Genomic DNA, 24,531 nt, shown 5'->3' with positions numbered 1-24,531 from the left:
ACCTTAGCACAGGGAAAAAGGTGTCACTATTCGCCCTTGGTCTTAAGCGGCGCCGCTGGCAGCACGGGTAACCAGGCATCCAGTACCGACAGATCCAGCCTGACAAAGACCATCTCCCGCCCGGTCACCAGGGTTAGCGGCAAGCCAAGGCGCTTGAGCAGGGTCAGCATCGGCCGGTTCTGGGCCAGCACTTCCGCCGTCCACTCCCGGATACCGTCCGCCCTGGCCAGCAGTGCCAGCGCTAGCAGAATGCGCCTCCCCGCCCCCTTGTGCTGAAAGTGATCCGCCACGATGCAAGAAAACTCCGCCCGATCGGGATGAAGGCGACGGCGGATTGATTGCGCCTGAGCCAGCGGCTCACCAGCCAGATCGGTCAGCAACAGCGAAATCTGTTGTTCGGGATGGTAATTGAGAAATTGGGCCACCTGTTCCGGTGGCGGCGTCCGTTTCGGGCGCATAAAGCGCAGATAGATGCTCTCTTCACTCAATGCATCGTAAGCGGCCAGCATGCGGGCAGGCGCCACACCATGCAGCTCGCGCAGCAGGCAAGGCACCCCGGAGACCTGCATCGCCAGTGGCAGCGCGGTACGGGAAACCGGATGAGGCCAGCCCTCCAGCCCTTTGCCAAGGCGCTCCCGGTGCATGGGCCAGCAGAGGTAGCGCGGCATGGCTTACCAGCGCCCCGTCATACCGCGCTCTCGCCACACCTCGACGTCGAGCAGGTTGTAAGGATCATCCAGATAGACGGCGATCCCCAGCTCCCGAACCCGGGCCATAAAGCGTCCCAGCAGGGAGTCACCGGTCAAGGACTCCATCTCCGGCAAGATCCCCTGCCCCAGCAGCAAGGCTTGCAGCGGCAAACGCTCCAGCAGATCGAATGGCAGATGCTGGCTGTTATCGAGCAGCAGCGCCAGCTTGCTCCCCGCCAGACTGGCTTGCAGCACCAGCGCGAAGCGATCGGCATTGCCGAGCAGGTGGTCACGACGGTGGATCAGCAGAGTCAGTTCGGCTGGGGTACGCGACTGCTCCGTCAGCCAATCCTTGAGCGCCTCCCAGCGGCTGGGTAAACCCGTTACCGCCAGCCAGACCGGATGAGGGGTCGCGGGACTGGAGAGCAGCCCAAGCTGACCCTGCACCTCCCCCTGCCACCGGCGGATGGAGCGTCGCTGGCCGCTCAAGCGCTGCTGACGCAGCGGGCCCAGATAGAGTCGACGCAGCAACCTGAGCAGCTCGTCGCAATCAAGCGGCTTGGCCAGCGCCGCCAGAATATTGAAACCGGCATCGTGCAGCAGGCGGCGGGCACCGTCGATCAGCGTCTGCTCATGGGCCGAGAGCAACACAATGGGCAGCCCGGCCTCCTGCAACTGGGGCTGGTTCATCAGCAGACTGATGGCATCTTGCTCCACCAGACTGAGATCGCACACCAGCAGGCTGATGTCGCCCGCCGACAATGCCGCAAGACAGGCCGATTCATCCTGTACCCACTGACAGGAGAGCCCCAACCCGGCGATGGTCTGTTGCAATTGCATCCCCTGAAACGGGTGATCCTCGAGCAGCAGCACCTTGTTAGCGGCCAGCCAGTTGCACCAGTTACGGTAACTGGCGGCAAGCCCCCCCAGCCAATCCTCGCCGATAGCGTAGATCCCCTCATGTTGCTGCAACTGGGGGAAATAGTCCGCCTGCTGATGAGCGGCGGGGTCGTAAAGGGCAATGGCACCTGCCGCAAACAACCCTTCCCACTGCCAGCAGGCATCCGGTCGGGTACGGTGCAGCGTGACATAGGAGGGCAATGTCATGGTGCTGGCCAACTCATGGGCGGTGCTGTCGAGGGCATAGAGCACAATGGGGCAAAATCCTGCCGCCTCATGCTCTTCCGAATCGAGCAACGCCAGTAATTCTTCATCAGTGATGATCATCTTGAGCCCTCTTTGAAAACTGCTGGCTGAACTCATCCAGTGCCCGGTTCAATCTGGCTTGCAGCATCGGATGGGGCGCCTGTTGCCACTCTTCAATGACCGCCACTAACGCAGTCGCCCCTACCATTCTGGCGGCCCCCTTCAACTTGTGTAAAGCAGCATTCACGCCAACTTCATCTTCTTCTGTGCTGCAGCGCTCAAGTTCGGCCAAATCATCACGGGTAGCCTTCAGATAAAGGGCGGCCAGTTCATCGGTCAGCAGTGAGGCAACCGGTGTCGGGGCGACAACATTGCTCCCCTCTTTGGCAATATGGCGCGGCAAGGTCGCCAGCTCCTTGAGAGCGACCGGCTTGTCCAGATGGCCATCGCAACCGCAGGATTGCAACTCCCTTGCCGCCTGATCACTGAGATCTGCGGTGATCACATAGACCGGCAGACGGGCCCAACGGGCGGATTGGCGCAATTGCCTGCACAGCTCGGCCCCGTTCATCACCGGCATCTGCAGATCGGTCAGCACAAAATCCACCTCCTGCTGCGCCAGCATCTCCAGCGCCAGCTGCCCGTTGGCGGCAGTGATAACGCTGGCACCAAGTTGCCCCAGTTGCAGGCTGATCAGCTCGCGATTGACATCGTGATCTTCAACCAGCAGTACCCGCATGCCGAGCCCGGGCTGGGTGCCGGCCACCGGTTGATCCGGGGTCAACCGTGGCTGCAGCAGAGTGATGATGGTCCCGGGCACCCAGGACTCCCCTTGCCAGGCCCAATAGTAGAGCCCCTTCTCGTCCACCTCCGCTTGCAGCGTATCAACGGCGTTGCTGACGGTGGCGATCCCCAAGCGACTGAGCCAGGGCGACAGCGCTTGCGCCTCATCGTGGGGTAAAGAGAGTGCCAGCTGCCGCACATTGGGCAGCCAGTCCGGCTCCTGCTGCACCCGCTTCAGGGGCAACTCGCAATAGAAGCGGCTACCACCACCGGCACGCCCCTCGACATCGATAAGCCCACCCATCTGCTCGATCAGCTGCTTGCAGATCGCCAGGCCAAGACCGGTGCCCGGCGCCCGCAGCTGCCCTTCAACGGCAAACTGCTCGAACGGCATAAAGAGCGTGGTGCGCATCTTGGCGGTGATCCCCGGTCCCTGATCATCCACACCAAAGCGCAAGGTCGATGCGACCACCTCGGCCCACAGCACCACTTCCCCACGCAGGCTGAACTTGATGGCATTGGAGAGCAGGTTGTGGAGCACTTGCCGTACCCGGTGAGGGTCGAGGGTCTGCAGGGCTGGCAGAGCCGGATCCAACTTAAGGCGCAGTTGCAATCCCTTGGCCCGCGCCTTGGTCCAGTGCACTGCCGCCACGTGCTCACACAGCTCGGCAAAATCGGTGGGTTGCGGCGAGAGGGAGAGTTTGCTGTTTTCGTTGCGGCTAAAGTCGAGCACATCGTTGAGCAGGCCGAGCAGCTCATCCCCCGCCTGACGCACCCGCGCCAGCGCAGAGTCTTGCTCTCTCGACAAAGGAGTGCTGGCCAGCCACTCCAGCAAGCCGAGCATGGCGTTCATCGGCGTGCGGATCTCGTGGCTGATGGCGGCCAGAAAGCGCCCCTTGGCCAGCACTGCCTGTTGCGCCTGCTCATGGGAGTGCTGCAATGCCTGATCCTGCTCGACCCTGGCAGTGGCATCCTGCATCACCGCATAAATTCGCCACCCCTGCGGCTGACTGCGGCCACGGCCATAGAGCTGCAACCAGCGCAGACCCTTGGTCGGATGGTGGTAGCGCATGGTGAATGCGAAGGGTTTGCCAGCCTGCAACATGGCGAACATCTCACGGCGTACCCGGCGGCGATCCTCGCGCTCCAGCATAATGAGCACCCGTTTGGGCTCACGACGGATCTGCTGACTCGCCAGCCCCAGCAGCTCGTAACAGCCCCGGCTGATAAACTCGATCCCCCCCACCCGTCCCCGCTCGAACATAAACTGCAGCACCACGCCGGGCACGGTATTGGTCAGGGCGCGCAGGCGGCGCTCTGCCTGACGCAGAAAACGGGCCTGCTCACGCAGCACACTGATATCCGACAGGGCGATGAGATCGGTGGCAGGTGCCTGCTTGTCCAGCCGCAGCGGATGCTGGGCATAGGCGAAGACCTGATCCCCCAGCACCAACTCCCCTTCACTCTTCTGAGGCTGTACCGGCGGCAACATCAACTGCTGCGAATAGCGCAGGGCCAGACGTCGCCCCTGTTTATTGGATTTGATCACCTTGCCCTGGCTATTGCGCAAATAGACGGGCACCGGCAACGCCTGAAACATGGTTTCCCGCAGCTCGCTCTCGATGGCCAGCGCCTTCTCGGCGGCGTGACGCTGGGCCACCTCCCGTGCCAGTTGCTGGCGGGAGCGCCAGATCCCGCCGATGACGATACCGCTGATCAGCAGTGCCATGGCGATGGAGCCAAACCAGGCGGCGTAGCTCACGCCAGGCTGCTGCACGACGAGCAATCGGCGCCAGCGCTGGTTTAGTTCATCGATCTGGGTGCTGGTCAGTGCCATCAGGTTGCGATCCATCACCCCGGCCAGCTCGGTCTGACTCTTGTTGATGGCAAAGCCAAGACTGAAGCGATCTTCCAGCTCCTCGATATCAAGCCCTTCCAGCAAGTTGGTACGCTGGGGATATTGCAGCTGATATAGCTCGCTCAGCATGGCGTCAGCCTTGCCCTGTTTGATCGCGGCAAGCCCCTGCTCGAGGCCGTCGGTGCGAACCCACTCCTGATCACCGAGCATGGCGAGCAAGGAGGGATCGTAGAGGGACTCCGGCACCAGAATACGCTGCCGCTTGAGTTGGGTGATGCGATCGGCAGCCAGCTTGCGCTTGCTGATCAAGGCAAACCGGTTGGTGGAGATCGTCCGACTGAAAATGAACTGATCCGTCAATGCCGGAGATTCCGGCAAGCCGGCCATCATATCCGCCTCACCACGGCGCAGCTTTTCTACGGCCTCCGCCTTGCTAGCGGCAGGCACCAGCTTGTATTTCAGGCCGGTCTCCTGGGTGACCCAGCGCAGCACATCCGCGCTCCACCCTTTCGCCTCCCCCAGATCATTGACGCCGCTATAGGGCATCAACTCGGGATTGACCACCAGGCGAATGGTGCGCCCGCGGCCGGATAACCAGGCCTGCTCGGTATCGCTGAAGTGGGGCTGGTTGACATAGAGCGACCCCTGATCGAGATAACGAGCCAGATCGGTATAGATAGTACCGGCGGGCATATGACGGATCAGAGTGTCCACCAGATTGGCCAACTCAGGCTGATCACGCATCATCAGGCGATAGCTGATGATCCGATCCTCACCAAACAGGCGGCGCAGGCGCAAACCATCGGCCGGAAACTCGCGCATCAGATAGCGCAGTTGCAGATAGTCCCCCAGATAGGCATCACCCTTGCCACTCTGCAGCGCGTCGTAGACCTTCTCTCCGCTTTTTAGGGAAATAATGCGCGCCTGAGGATAGAGCTCGTGCAGCAGGCGGGCTGAGTCTGCCACCGAGTAGACCAGAAAGCGGGCCTGTTTGAGATTTTCACCCTTGTAGAGGATGGCGGCATCGGTCTCCATCATCGGACGGCTTAACCGCATGCCCTCCACGGCCTTCTTGCGGGTTCCAACATAGGGAATGATGTCGCAGTCACCCTCTGCGAGCCCATTGCGCAATGTCTGCCAATCGGGCAGCTCTTTGAGCACAAGCGGAATCGGGAACAGCTCCTGCAACCGGGCGAGGCGATCCTTGAGCAGTCCCCCCTCGGTCATCAGGTATGGTGGAGGAAGCGTCGCAGGATAACAGAGCGAAAGCTGACTCAGTGAATTTACATAAGCCTGGGTCGCCGGCGCCAACGGCAGCACTGTGGTCTGCAAAGGCTTGGCGTGCAATGGCAGTGCCAGTACGGCACCCAGAAGAAAAACGGGGAATTTGGTCATCTGAAAACAAAAGCCAGGCATCTGCCTGGCTTTTTATCACTCGTTGGGTTCAACATTTTCTACCCTGGCCTTGAGCTTCTGGCCAGGCCGGAAGGTCACCACGCGGCGGGCGCTGATAGGAATATCCTCGCCCGTCTTGGGGTTGCGTCCGGGACGCTGATTCTTCTCACGAAGGTCAAAGTTACCGAAGCCTGAAATCTTGACTTGTTCACCACGCTCAAGCGCCTGTCGGATTTCCTCAAAGAAGGCTTCCACCATATCTTTGGCTTCACGCTTGCTCATCCCGAGCTGGGTGAACAGGTGCTCTGCAATGTCGGCTTTGGTAAGCGCCATAGATCAATCCCTCAAGGATGCATTCAACTCTTCACCAAGGGCCCGCACGACATTGTCTACGGTCTCGGCAATCTCTTTCTCCTCCAGGGTGCGCTGGGTGTCTTGCAATACAAGACTGATGGCCAGGCTCTTCTTGTCCTCTGCCATACCAGCACCCTGGTATACGTCAAACAAGTTTATTCCAACTACCTGATTTCCGCCAACTTTTTTAATTACCGCAAGCACATCACCTGCCAGAACCTGACGATCGACCACCACGGCGATGTCGCGACGGTTCGCCGGGAACTTGGAAACTTCGGCTGCCACAGGCACCTTGGCCGGGGTCAGCTTGTCCAGCTCCAGCTCAAACATCACCGCGCGGCTCTTGAGGCCCAGCTTCTTCTCGAGGCTCGGGTGGATCACGCCGATGTGGCCGATGATCTCGCCATTGCGCAGGATGGCTGCGCTCTGGCCCGGGTGCAGGGCGCTGTGCTCGGTGCGCTCGAAGCTAAAGGTGGCCCCTTCGGCGGTCAGGTCCAGCACCGCTTCCAGATCCCCTTTCAAATCAAAGAAGTCGGCTGCGCGGGTTTTGATGTCCCAGTGCTCGTCGCTCTGGTTGCCAGTGATGATACCGGCCAGCATCGGCTCCTGACGGATGCCGTTCTCGGCGCTTTCATCCTTGATGAAACGCAGACCCTGCTCGAACAGACGCACGCGCGGCTGCTGACGGTTCTGGTTGTAAACCACCGCCTGCACCAGACCCGGGAACAGAGAGACCCGCATGGCGGACATCTCGACCGAGATGGGGTTCGGCAGCACGATGGCATCGCTCTGCGGGAACAGGGTTTGCTGGATCTTGGGATCAACGAAGCTGTAGGTGATCGCTTCCTGGAAACCGCGGTCAACCAGCAGGTCGCGCACGCGCTTCAAGGTCACCTGCCCTTCTGCCTGCTCCACCATCGCCAAGGAGGCAGCGGGTTTCAGGTTCGGGATGTTGTTGTAACCGTAGATACGAGCCACTTCCTCGATGAGATCTTCCTCGATGGCGATATCGAAACGCCAGGAGGGTGCCAGCGCAGTCCAACCGTCAGCATCCACAGTCACCTGCATGCCGAGGCGAGTCAGGATCTCGACCACCTGAGCGTCAGCCACGCTGATACCGATCACCTTGTCGAGCTTGCTGCGACGCAGCTTGATAGGTGCCGCTTTCGGCAGATGGGCATCGGATTTGACCTCGATGACCGGACCCGCTTCGCCGCCGCAGATATCCAGCAGCAGGCGAGTTGCACGGTCCATCACCTTGGCTTGCAGCTCCGGATCAACCCCACGCTCGAAGCGATGGGAAGAGTCGGTGTGCAGACCGTAAGCGCGAGCACGACCGGTGATGGAGAGTGGCGCGAAGAAGGCGCACTCCAGCAGGATATCCGTAGTGGTCTCGGATACACCGGTGCGATTGCCACCGAAGATACCGGCCATGCAGGCAGGACCTTTGGCATCGGCAATCACCAGGGTGGTCTCTTTGAGCTTGACTTCGTTACCGTCGAGCAGGGTCATCGGCTCGTCAGCGTGGGCGCGACGTACCACCAGTTCCCCTTCCAGGGTAGCCAGATCGAAGGCGTGCATCGGCTGACCGTATTCCAGCAGCAGATAGTTGGTGATGTCGACGATGGCGTCGATGGAGCGAATGCCGCCACGGCGCAGCTTCTCTTGCATCCAGAGCGGACTCTGGGCCTGCAAGTTCAGCCCCTTGATGACGCGCCCCAGATAACGGGGGCAATCAGCTGGTGCTTCAACCCGGATCGGGAAAGTTGCATCAATGGTTGCAACAGCTGGTGCCCAGGTCGGCTCGACCACGTCCACGCTGTTGAGCACGCCAATTTCACGAGCCAGACCGGCGATACCGAGGCAATCGGCACGGTTCGGAGTCAGATCCACATCGATGGAGACGTCATTCAGATTGAGGTAGTCGCGAATATCGGTACCGATGGGGGCATTGGCCGGCAGCTCGATAATGCCATCGGCTTCAACGTCGATCCCCAGCTCACTGAAAGAGCAGAGCATGCCGTGGGACGGTTGGCCACGCAGTTTGGCTTTCTTGATGGTGAAATCACCCGGCAGGGTCGCCCCTACTTTGGCCACACACACTTTGAGGCCCTGACGGCAGTTCGGCGCACCGCAGACAATGTCCAGCAGCTCGGGCTCGCCCACGTTGACCTTGGTCACCCGCAGTTTGTCGGCGTCCGGATGCTGGGCGCACTCGACCACTTCACCCACAACCACATTGTTGAACTGGCCAGCCACCGCTTCCACGGCGTCCACTTCCAGACCGGCCATGGTGATCTGCTCGGCCAGCGCGTTGTCACTCAACTCGGTGCGGACCCACTCCATCACCCAGGATTTACTGAATTTCATGTTCTCTCGCCCTTACTTGAACTGCTTGAGGAAGCGCAGGTCGTTTTCGAAGAAGGCACGCAGGTCGTTGACCCCGTAACGCAGCATGGTCAGGCGCTCAACGCCCATGCCGAAGGCAAAGCCGGAGTATTTTTCCGGATCGATACCGACCGAACGCAGCACGTTCGGGTGCACCATGCCGCAGCCCAGCACTTCCAGCCACTTGCCATTCTTGCCCATCACGTCGACTTCGGCGCTCGGCTCGGTGAACGGGAAGTAGGAAGGACGGAAGCGAATGGTCAGGTCTTCCTCGAAGTAGTTGCGCAGGAAGTCGTGCAGAATGCCCTTCAGCTCGGTAAAGCTGGCATGCTCGTCAACCAGCAGACCTTCAACCTGATGGAACATCGGGGTGTGGGTCATATCGTAGTCGTTACGATAAACGCGGCCCGGTGCAATGATGCGGATCGGCGGCTGCTGATGTTCCATGGTGCGGATCTGCACGCCCGAGGTGTGGGTACGCAGCATCAGATCAGGATTGAAGTAGAAGGTATCGTGATCGGTACGCGCCGGGTGATGAGCCGGAATGTTCAGCGCATCGAAGTTGTGGAAGCCATCTTCAATCTCGGGACCACGGGCAACCTTGAAGCCCATCTCGCCAAACAGGCGCTCGATGCGCTCGATGGTGCGGGTTACCGGGTGCAGACCGCCATTCTCGATGCGGCGACCCGGCAGGCTGACGTCGATGGTCTCGGCAGCCAGCTTCTGGTTCAGCACGGCGACTTCGAGCGCTTCACGACGCTCGTTCAGCGCATCCTGAACCTGCTGTTTAGCCTGGTTGATCACGGCGCCCGCGGCGGGACGCTCTTCTGCAGACAAGGCACCCAGGCCCTTCATCTGCTCGGTAAAAAAGCCCTTTTTACCCAGATATTTGACCCGGATTTCGTCGAGGGTCGCGATATCGCTCACGCCCTCAATTTCGGCTCTGGCTTGGCCGACTACTTCTTCAAGCTGTTGCATGTCTTCCTCGTCACCACTCCCGGTACAGGAGCCTTTAGGCTAAATAAGGTCAAGAGTGGAATAATACAAAAAAAGCCCCTTCGCTGACCATAGTTAAGGTGGGCTTTTCTCCCTACAAATCATTTTGTTATATCAAGCGAGTCTCATCGGCTCACCGTCAGTCCTGAAATAGTGGAACAAACATTTAGTTTGTTGGCATATAAAGCAGTTGTAGAACAGGTCATCTCGCACACATCGCCTTGTGTGGAGAAAACTGTAGCGCGTGTAAAACAGTGGACAGAATATGGACGGGAGAAAGGAAAAAGCAATGTAAAACAGAGACTTATAGATACAAAAAAGGAGGCCTGAGCCTCCTTTTAGCGTTTATAACAGAACTGGATTAAACCAGAGCTGCTTTAGCTTTTTCAACCAGGGCGGTGAAAGCCATTTTGTCGTGAACGGCGATATCGGACAGGATCTTGCGATCGATCTCGATAGAAGCCTTCTTCAGACCGTTGATCAGACGGCTGTAGGACAGACCGTTCTGACGGGCTGCAGCGTTGATACGCGCAATCCACAGCTGACGGAACTGACGCTTTTTCTGGCGACGGTCACGGTAGGCATACTGACCAGCTTTGGTTACCGCTTGTACCGCTACGCGGTAAACACGGGAACGAGCGCCGTAGTAACCTTTGGCGGCTTTCATTACTTTCTTGTGACGAGCTCGAGCAGTCACACCACGTTTAACTCTTGGCATTTTTCACATCCCCCCTTATGCGTACGGCAGACAAGCGACAACACGTTTGTGGTCGGCAGCAGAAACCATGAATTTCGGTCCCAGCTGACGCTTACGCTTGCTGCTCTTCTTGGTCAGGATGTGACGCAGGTGGTTGTGCTTGCACTTGAAGCGACCCGAGCCAGTCTTCTTGAAGCGCTTTGCAGCACCCCGGTTGGTTTTCATCTTCGGCATTTCATACTCCGCATTGTGAGTGACAACAAAATCGCAAGGCGAACCAACTCATGGGGCAAGCCCCATGAGTCAATTTCTTGTGGGCCTTAAGATTTCTTCTTAGGTGCGAGGACCATTACAGCTTGACGGCCTTCGACTTTCGGGAACGACTCGACTACGGCCAACTCTTCCAGATCGTTCTTGACGCGCTCCAGAACCTTGATACCAAGATCCTGGTGGGCCATTTCACGACCACGGAAGCGCAGGGTGACCTTAGCCTTGTCCCCGTCTTCCAGAAAGCGAACCAGGTTGCGTAGTTTTACCTGATAGTCGCCTTCGTCAGTGCCAGGACGGAATTTGATTTCCTTGACCTGGACGACTTTCTGCTTTTTCTTCTGTTCTTTGGTTGTTTTGCTCTTTTCGTAGAGGAATTTGCCGTAATCCATGATCCGGCAAACGGGCGGCTCAGCATTTGGACTGATCTCTACCAGATCAACTCCGGCCTCTGCGGCCAAGTTCAGAGCATCCTGAATGGAGGTAATGCCAATGGCTTCACCATCCAGACCAGTCAGACGAACTTCTTTCAGACGGATCTCTTCATTGATCCGGTGAGCGCGGGCTTGCGGTTGCTTGCCCAGTTTTTTTCCGCCTTTTATAGCTTATTCCTCCACTTTCTTTTGTCCGCGGGTCTGAACTTCCTGGGTCAACAGAGCGATGAACTCTTCAACAGGATAAGTGCCCAGGTCAGCCCCTTTACGAGTCCGTACTGCAATCTTACCGGCTTCAACTTCTTTATCGCCGCAGACCAGCATGAAAGGTACTCGCTTCAAAGTATGCTCGCGGATTTTAAAGCCAATCTTCTCATTTCTCAAGTCCGCTTTTGCGCGAAGGCCCGCATCATTCAATGCTTTGGCTACTTTCACCGCATAATCGGCCTGATTGTCCGTGATATTCATGACCACAGCCTGAGTCGGTGCCAACCAGGTCGGGAACAGACCGGCGTACTCTTCAGTCAGAATACCGATGAAGCGCTCGATAGAACCCAGGATGGCCCGGTGGATCATCACAGGTACATGGCGATCGTTGTTTTCGCCCACATAAGTGGCACCCAGACGACCAGGCAGGGCAAAGTCGAGCTGCACGGTACCACATTGCCACGCACGATCAAGGCAATCGTGCAGGGTAAATTCAATTTTGGGACCGTAGAAGGCACCTTCACCCGGTTGCAGATCGTATTTCAGACCGTTGAGCTCCAGCGCTTCCGCCAGTGCCTGCTCGGCGCGATCCCACATTTCGTCGGAGCCGATACGCTGTTCCGGACGAGTGGAGAGCTTGACCACGATGTTCTCGAAGCCAAAGGTGCCGTAGACGTCATAGACCATACGAATACAGCCGGAGACCTCTTCCATGATCTGCTCTTCAGTACAGAAGATGTGCGCGTCATCCTGAGTGAAACCGCGCACCCGCATCAGACCGTGCAGGGAACCGGACGGCTCATTGCGGTGGCAGGAACCAAACTCTGCCATACGCAGCGGCAGATCGCGGTAGGACTTCAGACCCTGATTGAAGATCTGGACGTGACCCGGGCAGTTCATCGGCTTGATGGCGTACTCGCGGTTTTCGGACTGGGTAGTGAACATGGCCTGGGCATACTTCTCCCAGTGACCTGAACGCTCCCACAGGACGCGGTCCATCATGAACGGACCTTTCACTTCCTGATAGTCGTACTCTTTGAGCTTGCCGCGGATAAAGGTTTCCAGCTCACGGAAGATGGTCCAGCCATCGTTGTGCCAGAACACCATACCGGGTGCTTCTTCCTGCATGTGATACAGGTCGAGCTGCTTGCCGATCTTGCGGTGGTCGCGCTTGGCGGCCTCTTCCAGGCGCTGCAGATAGGCCTTGAGCTGCTTCTTGTCAGCCCAGGCGGTACCGTAGATACGCTGCAGCATCTTGTTGTTGGAGTCGCCACGCCAGTAGGCGCCGGACATCTTTAGCAACTTGAAGTGGTGGCAGTGACGCATGTTGGGCACGTGCGGGCCGCGACACATGTCGATGTACTCTTCGTGATGATAGAGACCTGGCTGGTCATCACGGGCAATGTTCTGATCCAGGATTTCGACTTTGTAAGACTCGCCGCGCGCCTCGAATACATCGCGTGCTTCTTGCCAGGAGACTTTCTTCTTGATGACGTCGTAATCCTTGGCTACCAGCGCCAGCATGCGCTCTTCCAGGGCAGCCAGATCTTCATCGGTCAGGGTACGGTCAAGATCAACGTCATAGTAGAAGCCGTTGTCGATGACAGGGCCGATGGCCATCTTGGTCTGGGGCCAGAGTTGCTTGATAGCATGACCCAGCAAGTGGGCGCAGGAGTGGCGCAGGATGTCCAGACCTTCTTCGTCTTTGGCGGTGATGATGGCCAGCGCTGCATCGGCTTCGATCAGCTCGCACGCATCCACCAGTTCACCGTTTACCCGACCGGCAATGCACGCCTTGGCGAGACCGGGACCGATGTCCGCAGCCACATCCATGACGGAAACAGAGTGGGCAAATTGACGTTGGCTGCCGTCAGGCAGAGTAATGATTGGCATTATGTGTTTCCTTATACAGTGGTGACCCCTACCAAAGATCACATGCGGGATGGAAAAGAGATTCAAAAAGGTGATGTTTTGGTTCTCCACAGCACTTTGCGAAGACGGCCTGACACGTAAACCACATGTCTAACGTGACAAACCAAGCCAAAACGGCCCCATGCTACCAGAAGTCGGGCGTGCTGTATCGGATTTGCAGATATTTTCTACAGTCAAATGAGTCGCCTGCCGACTATTCGCCAAGCAGGGATTGCCAGTTGAAGTCAAAGTCACTGCTCCCCTCCTCGGCCAGCGCCAGCTCTTGCAGCACCTGAAGCGCCAGCTTGTTGCCCTTTTGTGCCGCCTGATAGAGCCACTGTTTCGCCTGAGGCAAATCGACCCTGCCGCTGACCCCCATCAGATGAAGGACGCCGACTTTCAGCATGGCCGGGACGTCACCATTACGGGCTGCCTGATCCATCCAGTGAAAGGCTTGGCGCAGATCTCGCTTGACCCCGACACCGCGCAGATAGAGCTCTGCCAGCCGATATTGGCCGAAGGGATCCCCTGCCTGCGCCGACTGGCGATAGAGGCTGATGGCCTGATGGATATCCTGCTCGCTCCCCTGCCCCACCTCATGGCTCCAGCCCATGAGTGCCTGTGCCCTAGGTTGCCCTTGCTCGGCCAGTGGCGACCAGATCCGGGTCGCCTCATCGAAGTGACCGGTACGCCAGGCACGGTTGGCAGCAGCCATCTCCTGCTCGGTGGAGAGCGGAAGCAGACGCCAGATAACCAGGGCAAGCAGACCGATAAACAGCCAGCGGGAAGTGGTGGGTCTCATGATGATTTCCGTGATCCAGTTCTCATTTCGTCTATGTAAACGAAATGTAGCGCCGCGATCAAGCTAGAGATCTCTACGACAACCCTTTTTGCACCCGGTCGATCAGCAGTTGTTGTCATTTATCCGGGGCACCTGCAAAATAACTGTATGTATAAACAGTGTCGGTGCACACCATGGCAGGACGAGGCAGTCCCCACAATATCGATCACCGTTTTAGCGGTCCCCTTGTCGAGGCGGTCGATGACGGCTGGCAATCGTCCGATTGGGATGCCGCCTTCACTTCTTCTGTGCCTGGCACCGAGGTGCGGGAGATCGATGCACGCAGTATCATCAGCTACAACAGCTCGCCGGATGTCCCCTTTGGTCGCTCCATCAACCCCTATCAGGGGTGCGAACACGGCTGCATCTACTGCTATGCCAGACCCAGTCACGCCTATCTGGAGCTCTCCCCCGGCCTCGATTTCGAGAGCAAGCTGTTTGCCAAACGCAATGCAGCCGACCTGATGCGCAGGGAGTTTGCCAAACCTGCCTATCAGCCACAGACCATCTTCATTGGCGCCAATACCGACCCCTATCAACCCATCGAGCAGCGCTATCGTCTCACCAGTCAACTGCTGGAAGTGATGCTGGCCCATCGCCATCCGGTGGGGCTTATCACCAAAAGCGCCATGATATTGCGGGATCTCGACTTGCTGAGCGAACTCGCCAGAGAGGGGCTCTGTCAGGTGATGGTGTCGGTGACGACCTTGAATGAAACCCTGCGCCGACAGCTGGAGCCCCGCGCCAGCACGGGCACCGGCCGCTTGAAAGTGATCGAGAAGCTGGCCAACGCTGGCGTGCAGGTGGGAGTACTGGCCGCCCCCATGATCCCGCGGCTCAATGAACCGGAGCTGGAGCAGATCATCAAATCGGCCGCCGAGGCTGGCGCCAGTTGCGCCGATTACATCCTGCTGCGCCTGCCCCACGAGCTGGCGCCGCTATTTGGTGACTGGCTCGATACCCACTATCCGGGCCAGAAGGAGGCTATTTTGAATCAGTTGCGAGCCAGCCGCGGTGGCGGGCTCAACAGTACCGCCTTCGGCACCCGCATGCGCGGTGAGGGGCACTTTTCAGATCTGCTGGCCCAGCGATTTCGCCTTATCAGCAAGCGCCTCGATCTGGGTAAACGCCATATTCAGCTCAGGCTGGATGGATTTATCCGCCCCGGGGAGCAGCTGTCGCTCTTCTAATCCCCCTGCTCACGCCCTTCACACATCAGGCGTGCCAAGAGGTTGAGAGGAAGGCCTGCCGCAACACATCCTGTGGAAACCCCGCTTTTCAGAATTTTCCAACGAAGTAGCCATGTCGCGACAAGAAAGCGCTACCCGCTAAAGAGAGGGCTAACGCCTTAGCCTGCGCGCTGATCCCGACCCTGCTGCACCATTTCAACCGGCAGCCGCGAGGGTTCATGGGCCACTTCGTGCTCATCCTCTTCATACTGCGGCACCTCTGACTCGCCCCATACCCGGCTCCACCAAATTTCCCACGTGATCCAACTGGTCATATGCAACTCCTGACGGTGAAGGTGATAGCAACAACGCACCACTCGCCCGGCAGGATAGCGGCTGGGAATGACAGGGAAATGACAAAAAAATCACTTGTAAAAAGGCAACTGGCCGTGACAAGGAAAAGCCGAAATAGCTCACATAATCGGCGAAATCATCCTGAAAGCGGTCACAAATCTGCAGGTTGTGGATTGCAGCCCACCCTGTTCCCGCCAAAGCTAGCTTGCCCATTCAGGCATATATAAAAACAGGGACACAATAATGAAACACACAGCGGGAATATGGGCGATCGCAGGCATGCTGATCGCCCCCTTGGCGCACGCCGACGTCATACTGCACGCCTTCAACTGGAAGTACAGTGAAGTGACCGCCAAAGCCGACCTTATCAAGTCGGCCGGTTACAAACAGGTACTCATCTCGCCGCCTCTCAAGTCATCAGGCAACGAATGGTGGGCCCGTTACCAGCCGCAGGATCTGCGCCTTGTCGACTCCCCTCTTGGCAACAAGCAGGATCTCGAGCAGCTGATCGCCGCCATGAAGGCGCGGGGTATCGCCGTCTATGCCGATGTAGTGCTCAACCACATGGCCAACGAAAGCTGGAAACGCAGCGATCTCAACTATCCTGGCAACGAGCTGCTGCAAAGCTACGCCAGCAACCCGGCCTATTTCGAGCGCCAGAAACTGTTTGGCGATCTCGGGCAAAACTTCCTCTCCGGTCAGGATTTTCATCCCGAAGGGTGCATCAGCGACTGGAGCGATCCGGGTCATGTCCAGTATTGGCGTCTCTGTGGCGGTGCCGGTGACAAGGGGTTGCCGGATCTGGATCCCAACAACTGGGTAGTGAGCCAGCAACAGGCCTATCTCAAGGCGCTCAAGGAGATGGGGATCAAGGGTTTTCGGGTCGATGCGGTCAAACACATGAGCGATTACCAGATCAACGCCGTATTCACCCCCGAGATCAAACAGGGGATGCACGTGTTTGGCGAGGTGATCACCACAGGGGGGGCTGGCAGCACCGATTACGAGCGCTTCCTCAAACCCTACCTCGACAGCAGCGGCCAGGGTGCCTATGACTTTCCGCTGTTTGCCTCCCTGCGCGGTGCCTTCAGTTACGGTGGCAGCATGAACCTGCTGGCGGATCCGGGCGCCTATGGTCAGGCGCTGCCGGGCAGTCGTGCCGTCACCTTTGCCGTGACCCACGACATCCCCACCAACGACGGCTTCCGCTATCAGATCCTGAGTCAGACTGACGAGAAGCTGGCCTATGCCTACCTGCTCGGCCGCGATGGTGGCTCGCCGCTGGTCTATTCGGATCACGGCGAGACCCAGGCCAAGGATGGACTGCGCTGGCAGGATTACTACCAGCGAGCCGATCTCAAGGGGATGATCCGCTTCCACAATGCGGTGCAGGGTCAACCCATGCAGCTGATCGGCAGCAGTGACTGCTTCGTGCTGTTCAAACGGGGCAAACAGGGGCTGGTCGGCATCAACAAGTGCGACTACGAGCAAGAGTACTGGCTCGATACCGCCAGGTTCGAGATGAACTGGTATCGCAACTATCGGGACGTGCTCGACCAAGGGACCGTAGTCAACGTGCAGAGCCAGTGGGTACGGGTCGCCATTCCCGCCCGCAGCGCCAGAATGTGGCTGCAGGAGTGATCCAGCCGTAAGAGCAGCGTAGAGTCATAAAAAGCAGACAAATAAAAAGAGCGACCACCAGGGTCGCTCTTTTTGATCAGAGACGTTGCTCGGGTAACTGGTGACGATTACTCGTCGTCCGCTTCCCCTGCATCGACTGCATCAGTGCCGGTCGCGGTATCGGTACCTTCAGATACCTCACCGTCAACGGCCAGTGCGTCGTTCTCATCTTCGTCGCTCTCGGCGATACGCTGCAGGCCAACCACGGTCTCGTCTTCACCGGTACGGATCAGACGGACACCGCCGGTGTTACGGCCAATGACGCTCACCTCGGCAACACGGGTACGCACCAGGGTGCCACCGTTGGTGATCAGCATGATCTGGTCGGTATCTTCGACCTGGATCGCATCGATCACCTTGCCATTACGCTCATCCACCTTGATGGAGATAACGCCCTGGGTACCACGGCTCTTGGTCGGGTATTCGGCCAACGCAGTCCGCTTGCCGTAACCGTTCTCGGTGGCGGTGAGGATGGCACCTTCGCCGCGCGGAACGATGAGGGAAACCACCTTGTCACCGGCGCCCAGCTTGATGCCGCGCACCCCGGCTGCGGTACGACCCATGGGACGCACGCCCTTGAAGGTACCCTTGCTTTCGGTGCCTTCGCCGTTGTCGCTGCCATCATCGTCGTTACCGGCGTCATCGTCGGTTTCAACGTCATCGCTGACATCGGCATCAGCGCGACCGCTGCCTTCCGCGAAGCGAACGACTTTACCCGCATCGGAGAAGAGCATGATCTCGTTGCTGCCATCGGTGATATCCACCCCGATCAGCTCATCACCCTCTTTGAGGTTGATGGCGCGGATACCGGAGGAGAGCGGACGGCTGAAGTCAGAGAGGCTGGTCTTCTTCACGGTACCGTTGGCGGTGGCGAAGAACACATACTTCTCGGCGTCATACTCCTTCACCGGCAGGATAGCGGTGATACGCTCACCCTCTTCCAGCGGCAGCAGGTTGATGATCGGACGACCACGGGCGCCACGGGACGCCTCCGGCAGCTGGTAAACCTTGAGCCAGTAGACCTTGCCACGGGTGGAGAAGCACAGAATGGTGTCGTGGGTGTTGGCCACCAGCAGACGCTCCACAAAGTCCTCTTCCTTGATCCGGGTGGCCGACTTGCCACGACCACCGCGGCGCTGGGCCTCGTAGTCGGAGAGAGGCTGATACTTCACATAGCCCTGGTGAGACAGGGTAACCACCACGTCTTCCGGGGTGATCAGATCTTCGATGTTGATCTCGGCACTGGACATGCTGATCTCGGTGCGACGCTCGTCGCCATACTGCTCACGCACAGCCAGCAGTTCATCGCGGATCACTTCCATCAGACGAGCCGGGCTCGCCAGGATGTGCAGCAGCTCGGCGATGAGATCCAGCAGAGATTGGTACTCTTCCAGGATCTTCTCGTGCTCGAGGCCGGTCAGCTTGTGCAGACGCAGGTCAAGGATGGCCTGGGCTTGCTGTTCGGTCAGGAAGTATTGGCCTTCACGGATACCAAACTCCGGCTCCAGCCACTCGGGCCGTGCCGCGTCGTCGCCCGCTTTTTCCAGCATGGCGGCCACGTTGCCGAGTTCCCAGCCCTTGGCAACCAGGCCCGCTTTCGCGTCGGCCGGGGTCGCGCTGTGGCGGATCAGCTCGATGATGGGATCGATGTTGGCCAGCGCAACCGCCAGACCTTCCAAAATGTGTGCCCGATCCCGCGCCTTGCGCAGTTCAAACACGGTCCGGCGAGTCACCACTTCACGGCGGTGCAGCAGGAACGCATCCAGGATCTCTTTAAGGTTCATCACCTTGGGCTGGTTGTTATCGAGCGCCACCATGTTGATGCCGAACGTGGTCTGCATCTGGGTGTGCTTGTAGAGATTGTTCAGCACAATCTCGCCGGACTCGCCGCGCTTGATCTCGATAACGATGCGCATGCCGTCTTTGTCAGACTCATCGCGCAGGGCACTGATGCCCTCGATCTTCTTCTCTTTGACCAGCTCGGCGATCTTTTCGATCAGTCGAGCCTTGTTCACCTGATAGGGGATCTCGTGAACGATGATGGTCTCGCGACTGGTCTTCTCGTCCACTTCCACTTCAGCTTTGGCCCGCACATAGATGGAGCCACGACCGGTACGGTACGCCTGCACGATGCCGGAACGACCGTTGATAATGCCGCCGGTGGGGAAATCCGGGCCGGTGATGTAGGTCATCAGCTCGTCAATGGTGAGGTCGCCGTTTTCGATCAGCGCCAGGCAGCCATTGACAATCTCGGTGAGGTTGTGAGGCGGAATGTTGGTCGCCATGCCCACCGCGATACCGGAGGAGCCGTTGACCAGCAGGTTGGGAACCTTGGTAGGCATGACCGCCGGGATCATCTCGGTGCCGTCATAGTTCGGCACCCAGTCCACGGTCTCTTTGTCCAGATCGGCCAGCAGCTCGTGGGAGATGCGGGCCATCCGCACTTCGGTATAACGCATCGCCGCGGCGCTGTCGCCGTCGACTGAACCGAAGTTGCCCTGACCATCGACCAGCATGTAACGCATGGAGAAATCCTGCGCCATCCGGACAATGGTGTCATACACAGCGACATCGCCGTGCGGGTGATATTTACCGATTACGTCACCGACCACACGGGCCGATTTTTTATAGGGCTTGTTCCAGTCGTTCCCCAACTCGTTCATAGCAAACAGAACGCGGCGGTGAACCGGTTTCAAGCCATCACGCACATCCGGCAGAGCTCGTCCTACGATCACGCTCATGGCGTAATCAAGATAGGAACTCTTGAGCTCTTCTTCGATGTTGACCGGCGTGATCTCTCTGGCCAGATCGCTCATAGAAAGCCTTATCCCTAATTAGTTGTTCTTTGGCTTAAACAGCGCGACATGGTAACACACTGAGCCAAATACCTTAAGCCACAAATCGGGTATCAGATCGGGCTGGTGTGACAAAGTCCGTCCGTTATAATGCCCGCCAGGACAATAGATTGCGCCCATGACTCAGAAGCGGGCGCCCTGCCACAGGATCTTCGAAAAATGAACAGTGATGCCAATGTCGATCTGACAGAAATCGCCAAGTTTGAAGCCATCGCGTCCCGCTGGTGGGACATGGAAGGTGAATTCAAACCCCTGCATCAAATCAATCCGGTACGCCTTGACTGGATCACCGACAAAAGTGGCGGTCTGTTTGGCAAGCGCATTCTCGATATCGGCTGCGGTGGTGGCATCCTCTCCGAAAGCATGGCCCGCCGTGGCGCCAGGGTCACCGGCATCGACATGGGCAAGGAGCCCCTCGGCGTCGCCCGCTTGCACGCTCTGGAGCAGGGTGTCGAGCTCGAGTACCGCCAGATCACTGCCGAAGCCCATGCCGCCGAAGTGCCAAGCCAGTATGACGTGGTCACCTGCATGGAGATGCTGGAGCATGTGCCGGACCCCGCCTCCGTGCTGCGCGCCATCGCTACCCTGGTGCGCCCGGGCGGACGGGTGTTCGTCTCCACCATCAACCGCAACCCCAAATCCTATCTGATGATGATCATCGGGGCCGAATACCTGATGAAGATGGTGCCCAAGGGTACCCACGATCACAAAAAATTCATCACCCCGGCCGAACTGTGTCGCATGGGTGAAGCGGCGGGCCTGCTGGTGCGGGACATGAGCGGCGTCCACTACGCCCCCCTCACCAACCAGTTCAAGCTCGGCAAGAATGTCGACGTCAACTATATGGTGGAGTTTGTCCGCCCGGAGCAAGGTTGATGAGCGCCTCTCACCCTCTGCCCCTGCGCGGTGTGCTGTTCGATCTGGATGGCACCCTGCTCGACACAGCCCCGGATCTTGGAGCAGCCGTCAACCATGTACTGATAAACGAAGGTTTTGCGCCGCTCTCTGACGACATCATTCGTCAGACCACCTCCCACGGAGCGCTCGGGCTGCTGAAAGCGGGCCTCGGCGACGAACTGCTTGAAGAGCTGGGGGCCACCCGCCTGCGCAATGCCCTGCTCGACTACTACGCGGCCAATCTTTGTGTCGGTACCCGCCCCTATGAAGGAATGGTGGATCTTATCCAGTGGCTCGACGAGAAACAGCTCCCCTGGGGCATCGTCACCAACAAGCCGGGCTTTCTCACCGAGCCACTGCTGGCAGCCCTGCCACAGCTCGCCAACTGCGGCGTCACCGTCAGCGCCGACACCCTGCCGGTACGCAAGCCCGACCCCGCCCCCATGTTCTTTGCTTGTGAGAAGCTGGGGGTCGAAGCAGCTCACTGCCTCTATGTGGGGGATCATGTGCGGGATATCGAAGCGGGCCGCAACGCCGGCATGCGCACCGCGGTCGCTGGCTGGGGCTATCTCAATGATGAGGAAGATCCCGCCCAGTGGGGCGCCGATCTGCACTTTGATACCGTGCAAGCGCTGCACCACTGGCTGCGCTATGAGTTGACGGCCAAGGCGTAACGCGCAGCCTTACCGGCTGATATGCGATAACGGGGCGAAGAGACTCTCCGCCCCTTGCATCTTTCCTTTACGCTCCTGCCTCCTGCGCCACCATCACTCGTCTATTCATGGATAATAAAGGCAGCTTTCTGCCTGTTGGATACCCATTTGACAAGCTAGCAGCCGTCAAAAAGCGGCTACAAACCACCGTCATCTGATGCAAAGCCCTTGCCACGCTGAGCCCGCGGCTGCGACAACTGGACAGCTTTTGACCCTTGTTGCATAAGGGATAATCAGCCGCCGTTTGCTAGTAAAAAGCCCCCCGTTTCGCAAGCAAAAAAAGTTATTTAAATTTTCCATCTTCGATCGGGAGACTTGCATTTAGCGGAGCGGACGAATGAAAACCCGCTCACTGTGAGCAGTCACTAACTGATGGGGCAAGACTCACAATTTATCCACAGCTCGTCACTTATCCACACATTGCAATGGCGGGCTGACCTCACTATCTTGTAGCTCGAACTTAAAATAACACTACATCTTGTGATTCATCGCACAATCTCTACCCAACTCCCGCACACCGCCGGGGCCTGGGTGGCGCCATTGTGCGATGGTTTTTCGGGAATCAACTGAAGGTCATCAGCCAATGAACTTGTTTGTGACGAAGCGTAACGGACACAAAGAACCCATCGATCTGGATAAAATTCACCGCGTGCTGGACTGGGCCGCCGAAGGGCTCGACAACGTGTCGGTCTCCCAGGTTGAGCTCAAATCCCACATCCAGTTCTATGACGGTATCCGTACCGCCGACATTCACGAAACCATCATCAAGGCGACGGCTGACCTCATCTCCGAGCAGACCCCGGACTACCAGTACATGGCAGCCCGTCTGGCCATCTTCCACCTGCGCAAGAAGGCCTACGGCCAGTTCGAACCGCCCCACCTCTACCAGCACGTGGCTCGTCTGGTGGACATGGGCAAATACGACAAGCACCTGCTGGAAGACTACAGCCAGGCCGAATTCGAAGAGCTGAATACCCATCTGGATCACTGGCGCGACATGGATTTCTCCTACGCGGCAGTCAAACAGCTGGAAGGCAAATATCTGGTCCAGAACCGCGTTACCGGCGAGATCTACGAGAGCCCGCAGTTCCTCTATATGCTGGTTGCGGCCTGCCTCTTCTCCAAGTATCCGAAAGATACCCGTCTGGACTACATCAAGCGCTTCTATGATGCGGTCTCGACCTTCAAGATCTCCCTGCCGACCCCGATCATGAGCGGCGTGCGCACCCCGACCCGTCAGTTCAGCTCCTGCGTACTGATCGAATGCGACGACAGCCTGGACTCCATCAACGCCACCGCCAGCTCCATCGTGCGTTACGTTTCCCAGCGCGCCGGTATCGGCATCAACGCCGGTCGCATCCGCGGTCTGGGCAGCCCCATCCGTGGCGGCGAAGCGTTCCACACCGGTTGCATCCCCTTCTACAAATACTTCCAGACTGCCGTGAAGTGCTGCTCCCAGGGCGGCGTGCGCGGCGGTGCGGCCACCCTGTTCTACCCGCTGTGGCACACCGAAGTGGAAAGCCTGCTGGTTCTGAAGAACAACCGCGGCGTGGAGGAGAACCGTGTTCGTCACATGGACTACGGCGTGCAGATCAACAAGCTGATGTACCAGCGCCTCATCAAGGGCGGTGACATCACACTGTTCTCCCCGTCCGATGCGCCGGGTCTGTACGATGCCTTCTTTGCCGATCAGGACAAGTTCGAAGAGCTCTACGTCAAGTACGAGCAGGATCCGGCTATTCGCAAGAAGACCCTGAAAGCGGTAGACCTCTTCTCCCTGATGATGCAGGAGCGTGCCGGTACCGGTCGCATCTACATCCAGAACGTGGATCACTGCAACACCCACAGCCCGTTCGACCCAAGCGTGGCGCCGGTACGCCAGTCCAACCTTTGCCTCGAAATTGCGCTGCCGACCAAGCCGCTGAATAACATCGACGACGAGAGTGGCGAGATCGCCCTGTGCACCCTCTCCGCCTTCAACCTGGGTGCCATCGAGAAGCTGGAAGATCTGGAAGAGATGGCCGATCTGGCCGTGCGCGCCCTCGATGCTCTGCTCGACTATCAGGACTACCCGATTGCCGCCGCCAAGAAGGGCAGCATGGGTCGTCGCACCCTGGGGATCGGCGTCATCAACTACGCCTACTACCTGGCCAAAAACGGTGCCCGTTACTCTGACGGCTCCGGTCTGGCCCTGACTCACCGTACCTTCGAGGCCATTCAGTACTACCTGCTGAAAGCCTCCGTGCAGCTGGCCCGCGAGTTCGGCCCCTGCCCGCTGTTTGGCGAGACCACCTATGCCCAGGGCATCCTGCCCATCGACACCTACAAGAAGGATCTGGATGCGCTGTGCAACGAGCCGCTGCATCTGGATTGGGAAAGCCTGCGTGAAGAGATCAAATCCGTGGGTCTGCGCAACTCCACCCTGACCGCCCTGATGCCGAGCGAGACCTCCAGCCAGATCTCCAACGCCACCAACGGCATTGAGCCGCCGCGCGGCCTGGTCTCGGTCAAGGCCTCCAAAGATGGCATTCTCAAACAGGTGGTGCCCGAGTATGATCGCCTGAAAGATCAATACGAATTGCTCTGGAAGCAACCGAGCGTTGACGGCTACCTACAGCTGGTCGGTATCATGCAGAAGTTTGTGGATCAGGCGATCTCCGCCAACACCAACTACGACCCGGCCCGTTTCGAAGGCAACAAGGTGCCGATGAAGCAGCTGCTGAAGGACTTGCTGACCGCCTACAAATACGGCCTCAAGACCCTCTACTATCACAACACCCGTGATGGTGCGGACGATGCCCAGACCGATCTGCAAGATGACGGTTGCGCTGGCGGGGCTTGCAAAATCTAAGTCACGGCAAGATCTGATAACCGGGCGGGAGCGACAAGCTCCCGCT

Annotated in this window: 18 protein-coding genes; 5 read left to right on the top strand and 13 right to left on the bottom strand. The window is 58.4% G+C overall.

The genetic code is table 11. From position 1 onward, the window contains the following. Positions 1 to 26: 26 nt before the first annotated feature. From ACTG2B_RS10180 to ACTG2B_RS10130, 11 genes are all read right to left on the bottom strand, one after another. Entirely contained in the window at positions 27 to 668 is a 642-nt protein-coding gene (locus ACTG2B_RS10180; protein WP_439995669.1) for a GNAT family N-acetyltransferase, read from the bottom strand. Positions 669 to 671: 3 nt separating this feature from the next. Further along, positions 672 to 1,916: a response regulator gene (locus ACTG2B_RS10175; protein WP_069527574.1), complete on the bottom strand. Its 1,245-nt coding sequence runs from the start codon at positions 1,914 to 1,916 to the stop codon at positions 672 to 674. After that, positions 1,903 to 5,892: a response regulator gene (locus tag ACTG2B_RS10170; protein ID WP_439995668.1), complete on the bottom strand. Its 3,990-nt coding sequence runs from the start codon at positions 5,890 to 5,892 to the stop codon at positions 1,903 to 1,905. Before ACTG2B_RS10170 ends, ACTG2B_RS10175 begins: the two co-directional genes overlap by 14 nt. Before the next feature lie 15 nt (positions 5,893 to 5,907). Continuing rightward, positions 5,908 to 6,204: an integration host factor subunit alpha gene (gene ihfA, locus ACTG2B_RS10165; RefSeq protein WP_005300715.1), complete on the bottom strand. Its 297-nt coding sequence runs from the start codon at positions 6,202 to 6,204 to the stop codon at positions 5,908 to 5,910. Between the two features lie 3 nt (positions 6,205 to 6,207). After that, entirely contained in the window at positions 6,208 to 8,595 is a 2,388-nt protein-coding gene (pheT, locus tag ACTG2B_RS10160; protein WP_439995666.1) for a phenylalanine--tRNA ligase subunit beta, read from the bottom strand. 12 nt (positions 8,596 to 8,607) lie between these two features. After that, positions 8,608 to 9,591, bottom strand: coding sequence for a phenylalanine--tRNA ligase subunit alpha (gene pheS, locus ACTG2B_RS10155; RefSeq protein ID WP_005336686.1), 984 nt, complete (start codon positions 9,589 to 9,591; stop codon positions 8,608 to 8,610). Positions 9,592 to 9,970: 379 nt separating this feature from the next. After that, a complete protein-coding gene (gene rplT / locus ACTG2B_RS10150; protein ID WP_005336687.1) occupies positions 9,971 to 10,327 on the bottom strand; it encodes a 50S ribosomal protein L20 in 357 nt (118 codons plus the stop codon). 15 nt (positions 10,328 to 10,342) lie between these two features. Next, positions 10,343 to 10,540 carry a 50S ribosomal protein L35 gene (gene rpmI / locus ACTG2B_RS10145; protein WP_005336688.1) on the bottom strand — a complete coding sequence of 66 codons (198 nt, stop codon included), beginning with the start codon at positions 10,538 to 10,540 and terminating at the stop codon, positions 10,343 to 10,345. A gap of 86 nt (positions 10,541 to 10,626) precedes the next feature. Then, positions 10,627 to 11,157: a translation initiation factor IF-3 gene (gene infC / locus ACTG2B_RS10140; RefSeq protein WP_196783562.1), complete on the bottom strand. Its 531-nt coding sequence runs from the start codon at positions 11,155 to 11,157 to the stop codon at positions 10,627 to 10,629. A gap of 21 nt (positions 11,158 to 11,178) precedes the next feature. Then, positions 11,179 to 13,107 carry a threonine--tRNA ligase gene (gene thrS, locus ACTG2B_RS10135; protein WP_439995664.1) on the bottom strand — a complete coding sequence of 643 codons (1,929 nt, stop codon included), beginning with the start codon at positions 13,105 to 13,107 and terminating at the stop codon, positions 11,179 to 11,181. 232 nt (positions 13,108 to 13,339) lie between these two features. Continuing rightward, entirely contained in the window at positions 13,340 to 13,927 is a 588-nt protein-coding gene (locus ACTG2B_RS10130; protein ID WP_338454731.1) for a tetratricopeptide repeat protein, read from the bottom strand. A 173-nt stretch (positions 13,928 to 14,100) separates the two neighbouring features. Between ACTG2B_RS10130 and ACTG2B_RS10125 the strand changes: the two genes are divergently transcribed. Beyond that, positions 14,101 to 15,156, top strand: coding sequence for a PA0069 family radical SAM protein (locus ACTG2B_RS10125; protein ID WP_439995662.1), 1,056 nt, complete (start codon positions 14,101 to 14,103; stop codon positions 15,154 to 15,156). A 158-nt stretch (positions 15,157 to 15,314) separates the two neighbouring features. Here the strand turns inward: ACTG2B_RS10125 and ACTG2B_RS10120 are convergent, their stop codons facing one another. Further along, positions 15,315 to 15,470 (bottom strand): hypothetical protein, encoded by a 156-nt coding sequence (locus tag ACTG2B_RS10120; protein ID WP_005336695.1) that lies wholly within the window; start codon positions 15,468 to 15,470, stop codon positions 15,315 to 15,317. 262 nt (positions 15,471 to 15,732) lie between these two features. Here ACTG2B_RS10120 and ACTG2B_RS10115 point away from each other — a divergent pair, with 262 nt between their 5' ends. Continuing rightward, a complete protein-coding gene (locus ACTG2B_RS10115) occupies positions 15,733 to 17,130 on the top strand; it encodes an alpha-amylase family protein (RefSeq protein ID WP_439995661.1) in 1,398 nt (465 codons plus the stop codon). A 107-nt stretch (positions 17,131 to 17,237) separates the two neighbouring features. Here ACTG2B_RS10115 and gyrA read toward each other — a convergent pair whose 3' ends face one another. Next, positions 17,238 to 19,985, bottom strand: a complete 2,748-nt coding sequence (gyrA, locus tag ACTG2B_RS10110) for a DNA topoisomerase (ATP-hydrolyzing) subunit A (RefSeq protein ID WP_439995660.1) — start codon at positions 19,983 to 19,985, stop codon at positions 17,238 to 17,240. Between the two features lie 198 nt (positions 19,986 to 20,183). On the opposite strand from gyrA, the gene ubiG reads away from it, so the two are divergent. The 3 genes from ubiG (at position 20,184) to nrdA (ending at position 24,485) form a co-directional block, all read left to right on the top strand. After that, the gene (gene ubiG, locus ACTG2B_RS10105) at positions 20,184 to 20,900 is read left to right on the top strand and encodes a bifunctional 2-polyprenyl-6-hydroxyphenol methylase/3-demethylubiquinol 3-O-methyltransferase UbiG (RefSeq protein WP_439995659.1); all 717 of its coding nucleotides are present in this window, start codon (positions 20,184 to 20,186) and stop codon (positions 20,898 to 20,900) included. Continuing rightward, positions 20,900 to 21,595 carry an HAD family hydrolase gene (locus tag ACTG2B_RS10100; RefSeq protein WP_439995658.1) on the top strand — a complete coding sequence of 232 codons (696 nt, stop codon included), beginning with the start codon at positions 20,900 to 20,902 and terminating at the stop codon, positions 21,593 to 21,595. Before ubiG ends, ACTG2B_RS10100 begins: the two co-directional genes overlap by 1 nt. A 622-nt stretch (positions 21,596 to 22,217) precedes the next feature. Continuing rightward, positions 22,218 to 24,485 (top strand): class 1a ribonucleoside-diphosphate reductase subunit alpha, encoded by a 2,268-nt coding sequence (gene nrdA, locus ACTG2B_RS10095; RefSeq protein ID WP_005336705.1) that lies wholly within the window; start codon positions 22,218 to 22,220, stop codon positions 24,483 to 24,485. The last annotated feature ends 46 nt before the right edge of the window (positions 24,486 to 24,531 follow it).

Source organism: Aeromonas sp. 30P (genome assembly GCF_051919805.1).
Lineage (GTDB): Bacteria > Pseudomonadota > Gammaproteobacteria > Enterobacterales > Aeromonadaceae > Aeromonas > Aeromonas veronii.
The sequence above is the reverse complement of the archived record's forward strand: the minus strand, read 5'-3'. Positions and strand labels throughout refer to the sequence as shown.